Here is a 14635-nt window from a genome sequence, read left to right on the forward strand (position 1 = left end):
GGGCACTCAAGCCTGTTCGTCCAGCGGCCGGCCGTCGAAGTCCACCGCCGAGTACAGCGCCAGCTTCTCCAACCGGTGGTACGAGTCGATCACCCGGATGGTGCCGCTCTTGGAGCGCATCACGATCGACTGGGTGTACGCCCCGCCGGCCCGGTACCGCACCCCGCGCAGCAGGTCACCGGAGGTGATCCCGGTGGCCACGAAGAAGCAGTTGTCGCCGGTCACGAGGTCGTCGGTGGTGAGCACCCGGTCCAGGTCGTGGCCGGCCGCGACCGCCTTCTCGCGCTCGGCGTCGTCCCGTGGCCAGAGCCTGGCCTGCATCATTCCGCCCATGCACTTCAGCGCGCAGGCGGCGGTGATCCCCTCCGGGGTGCCGCCGATGCCCATCAGCACGTCGACGTCCGACTCGCCGCGGGCGGCGGCGATCGCACCGGCGATGTCGCCGTCGGAGATGAAGCGGATGCCGGCCCCGGCGCGGCGGATCTCGTCGACCAGGCCGTCGTGCCGGGACCGGTCGAGCACACAGACGGTGACCTCGGAGAGGCTGGTGCCCTTGGTCTTGGCGATGCGTCGCAGGTTTTCGACAGTGCCGGCCTCGATGTCCACCACGTCCGCGTACGCCGGGCCGACGGCGAGCTTCTCCATGTAGAAGACCGCGCTCGGGTCGAACATCGCGCCCCGTTCGGCCACCGCCAGCACCGCGAGGGCGTTCGGCATCCCCTTGCTCATCAGGGTGGTGCCGTCGATCGGATCCACCGCGACGTCCACCTCGGGACCGTCGCCGTCGCCGACCTCCTCGCCGTTGAACAGCATTGGGGCGTTGTCCTTCTCGCCCTCGCCGATCACCACGATGCCCTTCATCGGGATCGAGTTGATCAACTTGCGCATCGCGTCGACGGCGGCCCCGTCGCCGCCCTCCTTGTCACCCCGGCCGACCCACCGGCCGGCGGCCATCGCCGCCGCCTCGGTGACCCTGACCAGATCGAGGGCGAGGTTGCGGTCGAGATTCTGTGGAATTCGCGTCCTGATGGTGGTCATGTAAACGGCTCCTCCTCGCGGCGGTGCGGGGCGGGCCGGCGCTGCCGGCTTCGTTCCTGATCCTCACACGATGGCGGACGCGCAGCCGGGTCGGGGCGGTGATGGCACGGATACCGCCGGTCGGGCTGCTGCGAGAATGGTCCGGTGGAACCTGCACAGCCTGCCGACCGCACACCCGCCGACGAGCCCGTGCCGCCGCCCGCCGCCGCCGCGAAGTCCGAGCGGTCGCCGCGGGACATGGCCATCTCGCTGCTGGTGCTGCTGATCCCGATCGCCCTGCTGCTCGCCTTCTACCGGGGCTTCCTCGGCGGGGACGAGCCGAACACGGTCGACCCGGCGCCCGCCTTCGAACAGGCGAAAACGGCGGGCGCGTTTCCGGTGAGCGAACCGGTCGAGCTTGGCGACGGGTGGCGGGCCGTGCGCGCGGCCTACCGCACGGCCGAGGACGGGGCGATCCTCCGGGTGGGATATGTCACCCCGGAGGGGCGGGGCCTGCAACTGGTGCAGAGCAACGTGCCGCCGGAACGGCTGCTGCCGGCCGAGCTGACCGACGAGGGTCGGCCGCAGGGGCAGACCGATCTCGGGTCCGGCACCTGGCAGCGGTACACGGCACGCGGCAACGAGCAGGCGTTGGTGCTGCTCCAGCCGGAGCGCACGGTGATCGTCGTCGGCGACGCCCGGGACAACGAGCTGCGGACGCTCGCCACCGCCGTGGACTGAGCGTCCTCGATCCGGTCGGGAGTCGGTGGCGCCAGCGCACGCCGACCCTCGGTGCGGCGAGCCGGCCGCATCGGATGCCCCCTGCATGTCGGTCCGATCCGCTACGCTCCCCGGGTTCGATGCCTGGCCGGCTGCGGCCGGTCGGGCTTTCCTGCTTGAAGAGAGACGATCTGTGAACATTCGACGGTGGAGCGTGGGCCTCATCGCCGCCACGCTGCTCGTTCCCGGCCTCGCCGCCTGCAACAACTCCAGCGGCGACTCGCCCTCCGCGGGCTCCTCGACCGAGTCGGGCATCCCGGCCGACCCGAAGGCGGCGCTTGTCGCCTCCACCAAGGGGCTGGCCGAGGGCAACTTCACCTTCACCATCGCGGCTGACTCGATGACCGGCAAGGGCACGTTCCACAAGCCCAGCAACAGCGCCCAGATGACGATGACCATGGGTGACGAAGACTTCACCATGGACTTCGACCTCATTCAGATCCAGCCGGACACCTGGGTGAAGGTCGACCTGGGTGACCTGTTCGCCGGCGTCCCGGGGATGGAGGCGATCAAGGACAAGTACCAGCACCTCGACGCCGCCAAGGCCAAGGACGCGAAGAACCTCGACATCTTCAAGGAGGGCACCGACCCGGCCGACGCCGCCGGCATGTTCGAGGGCCTCGCCGAGGTGCAGAAGACCGGTGAGGGCACCTACAGCGGCACCTTCGACCTCACCACGGTGAAGGACTCGGTGGCCGCCGACGAGGACATGCTCAAGGCGCTTGGTGACCAGGCCAAGGCGATCCCGTTCACCGCGAAGCTGGACGCCGAGGGCCGGCTGAGCGAGCTCGTCATGTCCCTCCCGGCGGCAGGCGAGACCAAGGCCCAGGACATCAAGGTCACCTACGGCGACTACGGTGCGGCGACCGCCGTGCAGAAGCCGCCGGCGGACCAGGTCATCGAGGCGAGCGAGCAGACCTACGAGATGTTCAAGTAGGCCGAGCGGCAATGCTGCGGGGGTGGGCTCAGCCCACCCCCGTTCGCGTTCCGGCGCACCGTTCACCGCCGATGCCGGGGGTGTGGCCGGGTTCGGGTGATTGCGGGTGCCGCCGGTAGGGAACAGAAGAGGGGAGCCTCCGGCGCGAGAACGCACCGGATGACCCTGCTGGGAGACACCGATGACCGTTCGACGACTGAGCGCCGGCCTGGTGGCCGTCGCCCTCTTCACGCCCGGAGTCGCCGCCTGCACCACCACCGGCGACGCCGGGCCGAGCGCCACACCGTCCGCCCCCGCCAGCGCCACCGGTGCCGTACACGAGGTCGACACCGACGCGAAGCAGGCGCTGCTGGACTCGACCCGGGAGATCCAAAACGGCAACTTCAGGTTCAGCATGACCGGCGCCGGCTCGGTGGCGGAGGGGCAGGTGCACCAACCGAGCCAGAGCGCCGAGATGCGGGTACGCCTCGGCGAGTCGACCGACGACCTGGCGATCAGCCTCGACCTCATTCACGGGAAGCCGGACAGCTGGGTGAAGCTGGACCTCCAAGGCCAGGCGGCCACCGGCGTGCCCGGGGCGGACCGACTCAACCTCGGCAAGTACCACCACCTCGACCAGAGCCGGATTCAGGGCAACCGCAGCCTCGGCTTCGACTTCGACAAGGTCGACCCCGCCGGCAGCGAGGCGTTGACCCAGGCCGTCACCGAAGTCCGCCGCACCGGCGACGGGGCGTACGCCGGCACTCTCGACCTGTCGAAGGCGGCCGACGCCGGCGCCCTCGACCCGGCCGTGATCACCGCCCTCGGTGCGGAGGCGAAGTCGGTGCCGTTCACCGCGACGACCGACGCCCAGGGGCGACTGACCGAGATGGTCATCCAGTTGCCCGACGGCGGGCGGCCCGCCGGGCAGGAGATCAGGGTGACCTACTCCGACTACGGCAACGCGACCGAGGCGACCAAACCCTCGGCCGACCAGGTCGTCGAGGCACCGCCGGAGCTGTACAACCTGTTCGACTGAGCGCGGGGCGTGGCCGGACGGCGCACACCTTCAGCCTCGCCCGTCAGGAACCGTGCGCGGCGCGGCGGGAACCGACCGGCTCCTGCCGCGCCGCACAAGCGGCCTGGCTCGCGGGCTGGCCGTTGCGCTGGGGCGGCCTGGCTCCGTCACTGCGGTGGCCGGGTCGTTCGCGCTGGTGGGTCGGCCGGCGGCGGGTGCTCGGCTTGCGTCAGGCGGCCGGGTCAGGTCGGGCGGCGTCGATGCGGGCGCGGGCACCGTCGAGCCAGCGCTGGCAGATGACCGCCAGCGCCTCGCCGCGCTCCCACAGGGCCAGCGACTCCTCCAGCGAGGTGCCGCCAGCCTCCAGCCGCTCCACCACCGACGCGAGTTCGGCGCGGGCCTGCTCGTAGCTGAGCCGCTCGTCCGACCCGCTGGTCTTCTCGTCAGTCATCGCACCCATCTCAGCACAACCGCCCGACACCCCCGATCACCGCACCGCCGTCGACCGCGCCCGCGCCGGGGGCACGCCGCCGGAGGCGGTCCGGCGAGGCGACCCCCCCCGAGCCCGGACCGAGTGGTGTCAGGTGGCTCGGAAGCCCTGCGGCGCCGGGCCGAGCCCACCGGGCCCGGGCCGTAGGCGTACGGATCAGGTGCCGACCGTGGCGGACAGTTCGCCGTCGGCGAGGCGTACCCGCAGCGGGTCGCCGGGCGCCACCTCGGTGGCCGCCCGTACGACGTGGCCGTCGGCGCGTTGCACGATGGCGTACCCGCGGTCGAGGGTCGCGGCCGGGGAGAGCGCGCGCAGCCGGGCCAGGGTGTGCCGGAGGTCGTCGCCAGCGGCGGCGAGGCGGTGGTCCAGACAGCGGCCGGCGCGCTGACGCAGGGCGGCCACCTCGGTGGCCCGCTGCTCGACCATCACCTGTGGTCGGGCCAGCACCGGTCGGGAGCGGAGCGCGTCGATGCGGTGGGACTCCCGGTCGACGAGGTTGTGCACGGCCCGATGCAGCCGGTGCCGGGCCTGCTTGATCAGGCGTACCTCCTCGGCCAGGTCGGGCACCACCCGCTTGGCCGCGTCGGTGGGGGTCGACGCCCGGACGTCGGCCACGTAGTCGACAAGCGGTGCGTCCGTCTCGTGGCCGATGGCACTGACCACCGGCGTGCGACAGGCGAAGACGGCCCGGCACAACGCCTCGTCGGAGAAGGGGAGCAGGTCTTCGATGCCACCGCCGCCACGGGCCAGGATGATCACGTCGATGCTCGGGTCCGCGTCCAGCACCTTCAGTGCGTCCACGATCTGGGGGACGGCGCTCGGGCCCTGCACGGCCACGTTGACCGTCCGGAACTCCACCGCCGGCCAGCGTCGGCGGGCGTTTGTCAGCACGTCCCGCTCGGCAGCGCTGGCCCGACCGGTGATGAGCCCGATCCGCTGCGGCAGGAACGGTGGGCGGCGCTTCCGCGCCCGGTCGAACAGCCCCTCGGCGGCCAGCAGCTTCTTGAGTTTCTCCAGCCGGGCGAGCAGTTCACCGAGGCCGACCTGCCGGATCTCGTCGGCGCGCAGGCTAAGCGTGCCCCGGGCGGCGTAGAACTCGGGCTTGGCGTGCAGCACCACGCGGGCACCTTCGCGCAGCTCCGGGGCGCCGGAGTCGAGCACGTCGCGGTTGGTGGTGACCGTGAGACTCAGGTCGGCGGACGGGTCACGCAGCGTCAGGAAGACGGTGCTGGCACCGGGCCGCCGGCTGATCTGCGCCACCTGCCCGTCGACCCACACCCATCCGAGTCGGGCCACCCAGGCACCGATCTTCTGACTGACCACCCGCACCGGCCACGGCTCATCCGAGCTGCTCTTCCCCCCAGCTCCCACCGCTGCCTCACCCGCGCTCACCCGACCACCCTACGGTCTCCGCCCCCGGCAGCGTTGATCATGAGGTTGTTGTTCGCGGTGCGGCGTGTCGCGGGTGACAACTTCATGATCGACGGGCGGTGGGCGTGGCCTCGGGCGCTGCCGGGTGCGGGGGTGGCACGTACGATGAGGGGGTGACTGAGGTTGAGACGACTTCCCGGACCGGCAAGCGCGTGCTCCTGGCCAAGCCCCGCGGCTACTGCGCGGGCGTGGACCGGGCGGTGCAGACCGTCGAGGAGGCGCTCAAGCTCTACGGTGCCCCCATCTACGTCCGCAAGCAGATCGTGCACAACAAGCACGTGGTGCGGACGCTTGAGGCCCAGGGCGCGATCTTCGTGGAGGAGAACGAGGAGGTGCCCGAGGGCGCCACGGTGATCTTTTCCGCGCACGGCGTGGCGCCCGAGGTCTACGAACAGGCGAAGCAGCGGTCGCTGAAGGCGATCGACGCGACCTGCCCGCTGGTGACGAAGGTGCACCACGAGGCGAAGCGGTTCGCCGCCGAGGACTACGACATCCTGCTCATCGGCCACGAGGGGCACGAGGAGGTCATCGGCACCTCGGGCGAGGCACCGGAGCACATCCAGCTGGTGGACGGCCCGGAGGACGCTGACCGGATCACCGTCCGGGACCCGAACAAGGTGGTCTGGCTGTCGCAGACCACCTTGTCGGTGGACGAGACGATGGAGACCGTCGCCCGGCTCAAGAAGCGGCTGCCGATGCTCCAGTCGCCGCCCAGCGACGACATCTGCTACGCCACAAGCAATCGCCAGCACGTGATCAAGGAGATCGCGTCGGAGTGCGACGTGGTGATCGTCGTCGGCTCACGCAACTCGTCCAACTCCGTACGCCTGGTCGAGGTGGCCCTGGACGGCGGTGCCCGTGGCGGCCACCTGGTCGACTTCGCCCACGAGATCGAGGACGCCTGGTTGGCCGACGCGCGGACGGTGGGGCTGACCTCGGGTGCCAGCGTGCCGGAGGAACTGGTGCAGGAGGTGCTGGCGCACCTCGCCGAGCGTGGCTTCACCGACGTGGAGGAGGTGGTGACCGCAAACGAGCGGCTCACCTTCTCCCTGCCGCAGGAGCTCAAGCGCGACATGAAGGCCGCCGCAGCGGCCCGCGACTGAGCCCGCCAGGCAGGCCCGTGAGCACCCCAGGCAGGCCCGATGGAACTGTTCGCCCGCCCGCTGCGTCAGAGCTTGGTATGAGGACCATTCGGATCGCCGCGACCGCGCTGATCGTCTGCACGGCGCTTGCCGCCTGTGCCGGCCAGGATGCGGGGGACGGCACCGCCACCCCGACCCCGACGGGAGCGTCACCGGTGACCGAACTGCCCACCCCGGACCCGACCGGATCCGCGCCCGCGCCCTCGCCCTCCGAGCCGGTGGACCCGACCGTACCCACCACCCGGCCGACGGTCAGGCCGAGCGCCCCGTCGAAGCCACCCGCGACCGGTCAGATCACGTTGACCGGCCGGGTCGAGTCCGGCGTCGAGCCCGGCTGTCTGTTGCTCGATGGCTACCTGCTGCTCGGCGGGCCCCGCGACGTGCTCACCGCGGGTGCGTCGGTGACGGTGACCGGCCGCCCCGACCCCACCATGATGTCCACCTGCCAGCAGGGCACCCCGTTCGTCGTGGCCTCCGCCAAGCGCGGCTGAGCGCGCGGCTCCGGAGGCACCCCCGGCGGCGGCACGGGCCCGCGATGTGGATCAATTGATGGCAGGATGCCCGGGTGCGGTACCGACCGATCCTTCCTGCGGCGGCCGGGGCCCTCGCCGCCGTCCACGTCCTCGGCATTCTCACCGGTGTTCCCCTGCTACGCCAGGCCGAGGTGGCCGCGTTGCTGCTGCTGTTGGCGTACGCGCTGACCGTCCGGCCACCCGGCCGGCCCTGGGCGGTGCCGATGGCGCTCACCGTGCTGGTCGTCGAGGCGTGGACCACGATGCCCGCCGATCCCGCCGACCGGAAATGGCAGGTGCTCCGGCCCGGTGCGGTTGACCCCACCCTGGGATTCGTCACCGGCCTCCGCCTGAGCTGGGCGCCGCTGGTCCTCGTCCTGATCCTGTTGTGGAGCACCCGGTGGCGCGACGCCCGCCCGGGTCGCCCCGCCCTTGCCGGGGCGGTGTTGGCGGCGACGCTGGTGGCCGCGTACGCGGTGGTCCAGCTGGTCGAGATCCACCTTGCGGTACGGGCGGCTCAGCGGCTCAGCCCTGGCAGCGGCGGCCCGTCCGACGTGGAGGTGGCCGCCGCGATGCTGGCACCCCTCGCACTCGCTTTCGGCGCGCTCGTCCTGACTGCCCTGCTGACCGGCCGCCGACACCTGCTCGCCGCCGGTGGTGCCGTCCTGCTGGTGCTGGTCGCCCTGACCCACCTCGACGCGGCACTCGCCTCGTTGTCACTCCCGCCGTACGCCGCACGTGGCGCCCTGCTCACCGCCGCGTTCCATGCCAACGCGAGTCTGCCTGCGTCCGGACCGGCCGTCCTCCTCGCCGTCGAGTTGGCCGCGTACCTGCTGCTCGTGGTGGGTCTGGTCGCCCGCCACGAGCAACGGGTCGAGCCGGCCGGCTGACCGGGCCGGTCAGAGGACCGCATCGGGCAGGTGGACAGACGGAAGCCCGTCTCCGGAGATCCGGAGACGGGCTTCCTGGTGGTGCGGGTGGTGGGGTCAGTTCACCGCGCCGATGGAGACCGCGCCGCGGCCGACGACCGCGCCTTCGGTGGTCACCACGGCCAGCTCACCGTAGAGTGCCCGACCCGCGGACGGGGCGGACTGGGCGGTCACCGTGCCCGAGATGGTGCCGGTGGCACCGTGGGCCAGGGTGAGCGGCGTGCTCGGCGCCGAGAGGGTGCCGAGCGCCGGGGAGGAGAACGAGTCCCGGTAGTCGTACTCGGTGCTGCCACCGGCCCCGTCGACCGAGTACGCCTCGACGACGACGGTGTAGGTGCCAGCCGCCGGGTTGTTCAGGGTGACGAACTCCTCCGAGTCGCCGTCCGCGTTGTACGCGATCAGGGCGCCGCCCCGGTACACGAACAGGTCGAGGTCGGCACCGGCGTCCGAGGTGTTGCCGATGCGGGCGGTGAAGCTGGTGGCGCCCGCCGGCACATCCACGGTGAACTCCTGCGTCGCGTACTCGACGATGGTCGGCCGCTCCGCGTGCGAGCTGGACAGCGCGCCGCCCTGGCCGGTCACCGTGACCGGGCCGAAGGTGTTCTTCAGCGACCAGGTGACCGGGGTCGGGGTGCCGGCGGTGACCGACGGCAGCTCGACCACGGCCGGTTCGACCGCGACGCCCTGCACCCGTGCCTGGATCTGGTACGGGTTGTTCAGCGACGGCGAGGTCCGCCGGGACTCGACCTCGATCTCCCAGACGCCCGGCATCGGGTTCTGGTAGTCACGCTCGAAGGCGTTGCAGACGACCGTGCTGTTGTGGTTGGTGAAGCAGGCCAGGCTGGAGGTGCTCTCCACCGGAACGCCCCACGGGTTGAACGCGATGAAGCGCGTCTGCGACCCGGTGGCGATGCCGGAGAGGTTGACCTGGAGTGCACCGGCACCCGGGGGCACCGTCACGAAGTACGACGTGGTGCTGTTCCGGTCCACCGAGCCCTGCGCCGAGTAGGCGAAGTCGGGCTTGCTGACGTCGTTCGACGCCACCACGACGGCGGAGACCTCGAAGTCGATCGTGTTGGTGGCCGGGTCGTCGACGGTCACGATCGTGCCGTGCGCGCCGACGGTCTTCGGCTTGGCGATGATCGTGATGGTGACGGGCGTGTTCAGCGGCAGCGTGACGTTCTTCGGCGCCGAGAAGGTGCCGTCGTTGCCGCGCAGACCCACCTTGTGCTTGACATTGCCGGTCGGGCCGCTGGTCCGGGTCAGCGTGACCTGGTACGACTTCGACTGGTTGACCTTGTGTCCGCCGTCGGCGGAGCCGCAGCGGTTGTAGATGCCGGTGCCCTGGTTCGGCGTGGCCAGCAGGCCGGAGAGCACCGTGCAGACCGGGGCGTCGGAGGTGTACGAGCGGGTCTGGACGCCCTTCTTCAGCAGCTTCCAGGCCCCCGGCACGTTGAACATGCCGTAGCCCTGCCCGTAGGTCGGGGTGTCGGCGATCGGCTTGGCCGAGGTGTAGATCGCCCGGCGCAGCATCTCGGGGGTGATGCCCTTGTCGGTCGCCCGGGCGGCCGAGAGCAGCAGCGCGGCGGCGCCGGCGGCCTGCGGGGAGGCCATCGACGTGCCGTTGAACATGCCGTAGCCCGGCGGCAGCGCGTAGCCGGCCTCGGCGACCGGGCTGCCGGCCTGCCACACCGGGGTGGTGGAGATGGCCGAACCTGGCGCGGCGATGTTCGGCTTGGCGCCACCGTCCTCACGCGGACCGCGCGAGGAGAAGTTGAACAGGGCGTTCTTCTTCTTGACCACCGAGCCGTAGTTGGCCAGCCAGGTGTCCTTGCTGATGCTGGCCGCGACGCTTACCACGTTGCTCGACGCCGACGGGTCACCGATGGTGTTCACGCCCGGGCCGGAGTTGCCGGCCGAGATGAACATCTGCACCCCGTACGTGTTGATCAGGTTGTTGTAGAGGGTGGCGCGGGCGTTGTTGCCGTCGTTCAGCGCGGGCAGGCCGCCGATCGACATGTTGATGACGTCGACCCCGCGGTTGATCACCAGATCGGCCATGCCGGTGGTGAGCGCGGCGGCCGTGCAGCCACCGCCCCAGGAGCAGGCACGGGAGGAAACGATCTTGGCGCCGGGGGCGGCACCGTCGAACGCGCCGTTGCCGAGCATGTCGTTGGCGGCGGTGATGCCGGCGACGTGCGTGCCGTGGGCGCTCTCGATGATGCCGATGTTGACGTAGTCCACCAGGCCGGGGCCGCCGACCGGAGTGGTGTCGACGTTCTTGCGGTACTCGACGACGAACGACATCCGCTCGGTGATCGCGGTCGCCGGGTTGTCGGTGCCGAAGTGGCCGACGTCGAACTTCTCCTTGTACGGCCGCATCACGGCCTCGTCGGTGAAGTCGCCGTCCTGGTCGGTGTCGACCCAGATGTTGTTGGTGGCCGGGTCGAACAGGATGCCGAACTGGTCGGTGTTGTCGCCGTCGCGGTTGACGTCACCGGCCGGGTCGCTGTTGTTCGTGGTGTTCTCGTTGAACAGGTTGAACCGGTAGGTGCCGGCCGGCGCGGTCCAGGTGCGACCGGCCAGGTTGAACGTCGGCCCGGTCACCTGGTTGAGCATCGGCCGCCAGGTGGCGTCCTCGAACGGGTCGGTCGCGGTCACCCAGTCGACGATCTTGCGCTCGCCGGTGGTGGTCTCCTGCAGCGCCGGGTGCTCCAGGTCCACACCGGAGTCCATGATGCCGATGGTGACGCCGCGGCCATCCCATTTCTTGTGCTGCTTGACGAACTTGACCGCACCGGTCTCGTTCGTCGGCATGTACGGGTTGTCGGCCTTCGTGCTGGCACCCGGCCCGCTGAGCGTGCTGCCCTGCTTGCCGCCCTGCTTGCCGCCGGGGGCGACCTCGGGCTTCGGGTCGGGCAGCTGGATCTTCTCGTCCAGGTCGATGGTGGCCACGCCCGGCAGCTTGGCGGCCTTGACCGCCTTACCGGTCGGCACCTTGGCGAGCACGTAACCGATGGTGTCGTAGCGCTCGGTGACGGCCGCGCCGAGGTCCTTGAGGTCGTCGGCGACGTCCTTCGCCTTGCCCTTGTCGGTGGCGACGATCATCGTGACGGTGGGGGCCTTCTTCGCCTCCGCCTCGGCGAGTAGCTTGGCGTCGTGCTGGTCCAACGCCTCGGCGGGGGTGGCCTGCGCGGCGTCCGGTCCGGCAGGAGCGGCGCTCGCGGTGGCGGCACCGCCCGCCACGGTCACGGCGCTGGCCGCCATCACCGAGGCGAAGAGCGCAGCGGAGGTACGCCGGCTCAGGTTTCGGGGTTTACTCACGTTCTCTTTCCTCCAGAGAACTCAGGCGCCCTCAGATGCAGGGCACGCGTGAGCGAAATACTTCGTGGTGCCGACCGTCGATGTCACTACCGTCGGGTACGTTGTGACCATCTCGTGATATGCGAGACGCTCATTGTCACATCGAAGATGATAGGGGCCAATTTCAGTTAGACCGAGTTCGATCATCTGGAGTGGATTCCACCAGCAGCTCCGGCGCCTGCGGTTGCCGGGGAGCCAGTTCCACCTGCCCCGGCGTGGGCAGTTCCTGATCCGACACGCCCAGCTCGGCCAGTTTGCGGGCACTCACCAGCACCCGTGCCTCCAGCGAGCCCACCGCCCGGTTGTAAGCGGTGACCGCACCACCGAGTGAGGCCCCGAGCTTGCCGACGTGGTCACCGAGCGTCGACAACCGTCCGTACAGTTCCCGCGCCACCGTGTGCACGGCCATCGCGTTGCGGGTCAGCTGCTCCTGCCGCCACGACCAGGCGACCGTACGGAGCAGCGCGACCAGGGTGGCGGGGGTGGCCAGCACCACGTTGCGGGCGAACGCGTGCTCCAACAGCGTCGGATCGCGTTGCAGGGCGACGTCCAGGAACGGATCCGCCGGCACGAACAGCACCACGAACTCCGGAGTGGACTCGAACGCGGACCAGTACGACTTGGCGGCCAACGCGTCGACGTGCGCCCGGAGGTGTCTGGCGTGCGCGTCGAGGTGGGTGTCCCGGCCCCGCTCGTCGCGCGCCTCCATCGCGGTGAGGTACGCGTCGAACGGCGCCTTCGCGTCCACCACCACGCTCCGGCCGCCGTGCAGGCGGACCACCAGGTCGGGGCGTACCGTCTGCTGGTCGGTGGCGGCGGTGACCTGCTCGGCGAAGTCGCAGTGCTCCAACATGCCGGCGGCCTCGACGATGCGGCGCAACTGGTGCTCGCCCCACCGGCCGCGTACCTGCGGCGCGCGCAACGCCGCCACCAGCTGTTTCGTCTCCGTCCGCAGCTCACCGGAGACCGTGCTCATCGCGCGGACCTGCTCGCGCAGCTCGGCGTACGCGTCGACCCGCTCACGTTCGAGGTCGGCGACCCGCTGCTCGTAGCGACGCAGCGTCTCGTGCAGCGGAGCCACCGCCCGGGCGACCGCCTCCTGCGACTGGGCCGTCGCCTCGTAGCTCAGCGCCCGCATCGACTGCTCCAGCCGCCCCTCGCCCTCGCGGGTGGCGCGCAGCGTGGCGTCCAGTCGGGCGATCTCGGTCGCCGAGCGGGCCCGGGCGGCGAACCAGCCGACCGCACCGCCGGCACCGAGACAGACGACGACAACCGCCAGGGTCGAGAGCTCCATCCTCAGCAGCTTGCCAAAGGTGGGCCCGCCGCGCCCGGACGGGTGCACCCGTGATTTCCCGAGCCGGGCTCGTCGCAGCGGGGATCGTTGGCCCAGGCTGGGTACGTTGAGGTGGTGGAACCTCTGCTGCTCGTCCTGCTCGTGGCGCTGCTCGGCGGTGCCCTGCTCTGGTGGCGGCGGGAACGCGCCGCCCGCGAGGCCCGCAATCTCGCCGACGTGCAGGCCGACGCGCGGCGGTGGTACGAACGCCTCGGCGGGCAGGTGATGAACCTCAGCGGCGAGGAGGCGGCGGTACGCCAGGCGCTGGCCGACGCCGCCGAGCGCTACCACGCCGCCGGATCGCAGTTGGAGCAGGCCAGGAGCATCACCCAGTACCGGCTCGCCCGGGAGACCGCGGTGGAGGGCCTCACCTACATCCGGGCGGCCCGGCTGGCGCTCGGCATCGACCCGGGTCCGCCCCTACCGCCGTTGGTCGCCGCCAGCGGTGCCGGGGAGTTGACCGTGCCGCGTCAGGTCGAGGTGCAGGGTCAGACGTTCAAGGCCGGCCCGCAGCCGGGCCAGGACACGCCCTACTACTACCCGGGCGGGCGGGTGCGGGGCCGACCGGTTCCGGCCGGCTGGTACTCCACCCCCTGGTGGCGGACGGCGCTCGGTGCCGGCGTCGGAGTGCTGGGCGGCATGCTGATCGCCGACGCGCTGTTCTCGCCGTCCTTCGGCGATCCCGGCTACGACGCCGCCGCCGCGGGCGGCTTCGACGATCCGGGCGACGTCGGCGCGGACCTCGGTGGCGGTGAGTTCGGTGGTGATTTCGGCGGCGGCGATCTCGGTGGTGACTTCGGCGGCGGGGACTTCTGACACACCCGTTCGCTACGGTCTGCGCAGGAAGAACCACCGGTGGAGACCGGCGACCGTGACCGAGCCCGCGGCGTGACATCCGGGCAGCTCACCAACGGCATGTGCGGTGTCCACCACACGCTCGGTCCTGACGTCGCCGTGTCTACTCAGGAAGGCTCCGAATGGCGCGAATTCTATTGGATGTCACGATGTCACTGGACGGCTTCATGGCCGGCCCCAACGTCAGCGTCGAGCACCCGATGGGCGAAGGCGGCCTTCGTCTGCACAACTGGATTTTCCACACCTCGACAAGTGAGGTGGACGCCGAGATCGAACGGGAAATGTCGGAGACCACCGGCGCGGTGGTGCTCGGCCGGCGGACGTTCGACGTAGGCGTCAACGTCTGGAACGACACCCCCTACCCGGTGCCCTGCTTCGTGCTGACTCACGACCCGCTGGCCGAGCGGGTGGAGAAGAGCGGCACGTTCACATTTGTCACCGACGTGCGCGATGCCTACGACCGCGCCACCGCTGCCGCCGGCGAGCGCGATGTCCGACTGATGGGGGCAGAGGTCGGCCAGCATTTCCTGACCGCCGGTCTGGTCGACGAGATCCGGCTCCAACTCGCACCCGTACTGCTCGGCGCGGGCCGTCGGCTGTTCGAGCACCTGGGCGAGGAGCACATCGAGTTGGAGCGACTGGCCGTCGTCGAATCACCGCACGTGACGCATCTGCGCTACCGGGTCCGCCGGGACGCCGCACCGGAGTCCTGACCCTCCCGCCGCCCGAATCGACGAGCAACGCCCCGGTCACCCGGCCAGGGCCGCTGCGCCGGCGAATTCGACGGCCGCCCGGTGGTTGACGAAGGGCCCCTCCTGCGCCCAGGGCGTGACGAGGGGCCCCTCCGTA

13 protein-coding genes are annotated in these 14635 nt (G+C 70.8%); 8 read left to right on the plus strand and 5 right to left on the minus strand.

Annotated features, from left to right (window positions below; all coding sequences use genetic code 11):
- Positions 1 to 6 precede the first annotated feature (6 nt).
- On the minus strand, positions 7 to 1038 hold the full coding sequence (gene glpX, locus AB0J93_RS13830) for a class II fructose-bisphosphatase (protein ID WP_363921594.1): 1032 nt from the start codon (positions 1036 to 1038) through the stop codon (positions 7 to 9).
- A 144-nt stretch (positions 1039 to 1182) separates the two neighbouring features.
- On the opposite strand from glpX, the gene AB0J93_RS13835 reads away from it, so the two are divergent.
- The 3 genes from AB0J93_RS13835 to AB0J93_RS13845 all read left to right on the plus strand — a co-directional run bounded on the left by AB0J93_RS13835 (position 1183) and on the right by AB0J93_RS13845 (position 3752).
- The gene (locus tag AB0J93_RS13835; protein ID WP_363921596.1) at positions 1183 to 1758 is read left to right on the plus strand and encodes a DUF4245 domain-containing protein; all 576 of its coding nucleotides are present in this window, start codon (positions 1183 to 1185) and stop codon (positions 1756 to 1758) included.
- 172 nt (positions 1759 to 1930) lie between these two features.
- Complete coding sequence (locus tag AB0J93_RS13840; RefSeq protein WP_363921598.1) at positions 1931 to 2734, plus strand: hypothetical protein; 804 nt, start codon at positions 1931 to 1933, stop codon at positions 2732 to 2734.
- Between the two features lie 181 nt (positions 2735 to 2915).
- Positions 2916 to 3752, plus strand: a complete 837-nt coding sequence (locus AB0J93_RS13845) for a hypothetical protein (protein ID WP_363921600.1) — start codon at positions 2916 to 2918, stop codon at positions 3750 to 3752.
- Positions 3753 to 3960: 208 nt separating this feature from the next.
- Here the strand turns inward: AB0J93_RS13845 and AB0J93_RS13850 are convergent, their stop codons facing one another.
- Together AB0J93_RS13850 and xseA are read right to left on the minus strand one after the other, a co-directional pair.
- Positions 3961 to 4182, minus strand: coding sequence for an exodeoxyribonuclease VII small subunit (locus AB0J93_RS13850; protein ID WP_363921602.1), 222 nt, complete (start codon positions 4180 to 4182; stop codon positions 3961 to 3963).
- A gap of 195 nt (positions 4183 to 4377) precedes the next feature.
- A complete protein-coding gene (gene xseA, locus AB0J93_RS13855; RefSeq protein ID WP_363921604.1) occupies positions 4378 to 5613 on the minus strand; it encodes an exodeoxyribonuclease VII large subunit in 1236 nt (411 codons plus the stop codon).
- Positions 5614 to 5765: 152 nt separating this feature from the next.
- On the opposite strand from xseA, the gene AB0J93_RS13860 reads away from it, so the two are divergent.
- The 3 genes from AB0J93_RS13860 (at position 5766) to AB0J93_RS13870 (ending at position 8196) form a co-directional block, all read left to right on the plus strand.
- Positions 5766 to 6755: a 4-hydroxy-3-methylbut-2-enyl diphosphate reductase gene (locus tag AB0J93_RS13860; protein WP_363921606.1), complete on the plus strand. Its 990-nt coding sequence runs from the start codon at positions 5766 to 5768 to the stop codon at positions 6753 to 6755.
- A gap of 77 nt (positions 6756 to 6832) precedes the next feature.
- A complete protein-coding gene (locus tag AB0J93_RS13865; RefSeq protein WP_363921608.1) occupies positions 6833 to 7285 on the plus strand; it encodes a hypothetical protein in 453 nt (150 codons plus the stop codon).
- A gap of 74 nt (positions 7286 to 7359) precedes the next feature.
- Entirely contained in the window at positions 7360 to 8196 is an 837-nt protein-coding gene (locus tag AB0J93_RS13870; RefSeq protein WP_363921610.1) for a hypothetical protein, read from the plus strand.
- A gap of 96 nt (positions 8197 to 8292) precedes the next feature.
- Here the strand turns inward: AB0J93_RS13870 and AB0J93_RS13875 are convergent, their stop codons facing one another.
- Together AB0J93_RS13875 and AB0J93_RS13880 are read right to left on the minus strand one after the other, a co-directional pair.
- Positions 8293 to 11559: a S8 family serine peptidase gene (locus tag AB0J93_RS13875; RefSeq protein ID WP_363921612.1), complete on the minus strand. Its 3267-nt coding sequence runs from the start codon at positions 11557 to 11559 to the stop codon at positions 8293 to 8295.
- 163 nt (positions 11560 to 11722) lie between these two features.
- Positions 11723 to 12892 carry a DNA recombination protein RmuC gene (locus tag AB0J93_RS13880; protein ID WP_363921614.1) on the minus strand — a complete coding sequence of 390 codons (1170 nt, stop codon included), beginning with the start codon at positions 12890 to 12892 and terminating at the stop codon, positions 11723 to 11725.
- Between the two features lie 114 nt (positions 12893 to 13006).
- Here AB0J93_RS13880 and AB0J93_RS13885 point away from each other — a divergent pair, with 114 nt between their 5' ends.
- Together AB0J93_RS13885 and AB0J93_RS13890 are read left to right on the plus strand one after the other, a co-directional pair.
- Positions 13007 to 13747 (plus strand): hypothetical protein, encoded by a 741-nt coding sequence (locus AB0J93_RS13885; RefSeq protein WP_363921616.1) that lies wholly within the window; start codon positions 13007 to 13009, stop codon positions 13745 to 13747.
- A gap of 161 nt (positions 13748 to 13908) precedes the next feature.
- On the plus strand, positions 13909 to 14499 hold the full coding sequence (locus tag AB0J93_RS13890; RefSeq protein WP_363921618.1) for a dihydrofolate reductase family protein: 591 nt from the start codon (positions 13909 to 13911) through the stop codon (positions 14497 to 14499).
- The last annotated feature ends 136 nt before the right edge of the window (positions 14500 to 14635 follow it).

The sequence above is a fragment of the Micromonospora sp. NPDC049374 genome, assembly GCF_040677165.1.
Taxonomy (GTDB): Bacteria; Actinomycetota; Actinomycetes; order Mycobacteriales; family Micromonosporaceae; genus Micromonospora.

Bases quoted from the DNA above. Each gene is read 5' to 3' on its own strand.
- AB0J93_RS13890 (WP_363921618.1), top strand. From the start codon at position 13,909: ATGGCGCGAATTCTATTGGATGTCACGATGTCACTGGACGGCTTCATG.
- AB0J93_RS13850 (WP_363921602.1), bottom strand. From the start codon at position 4,182: ATGACTGACGAGAAGACCAGCGGGTCGGACGAGCGGCTCAGCTACGAG.
- AB0J93_RS13865 (WP_363921608.1), top strand. From the start codon at position 6,833: ATGAGGACCATTCGGATCGCCGCGACCGCGCTGATCGTCTGCACGGCG.
- AB0J93_RS13845 (WP_363921600.1), top strand. From the start codon at position 2,916: ATGACCGTTCGACGACTGAGCGCCGGCCTGGTGGCCGTCGCCCTCTTC.
- AB0J93_RS13880 (WP_363921614.1), bottom strand. From the start codon at position 12,892: ATGGAGCTCTCGACCCTGGCGGTTGTCGTCGTCTGTCTCGGTGCCGGC.
- glpX (WP_363921594.1), bottom strand. From the start codon at position 1,038: ATGACCACCATCAGGACGCGAATTCCACAGAATCTCGACCGCAACCTC.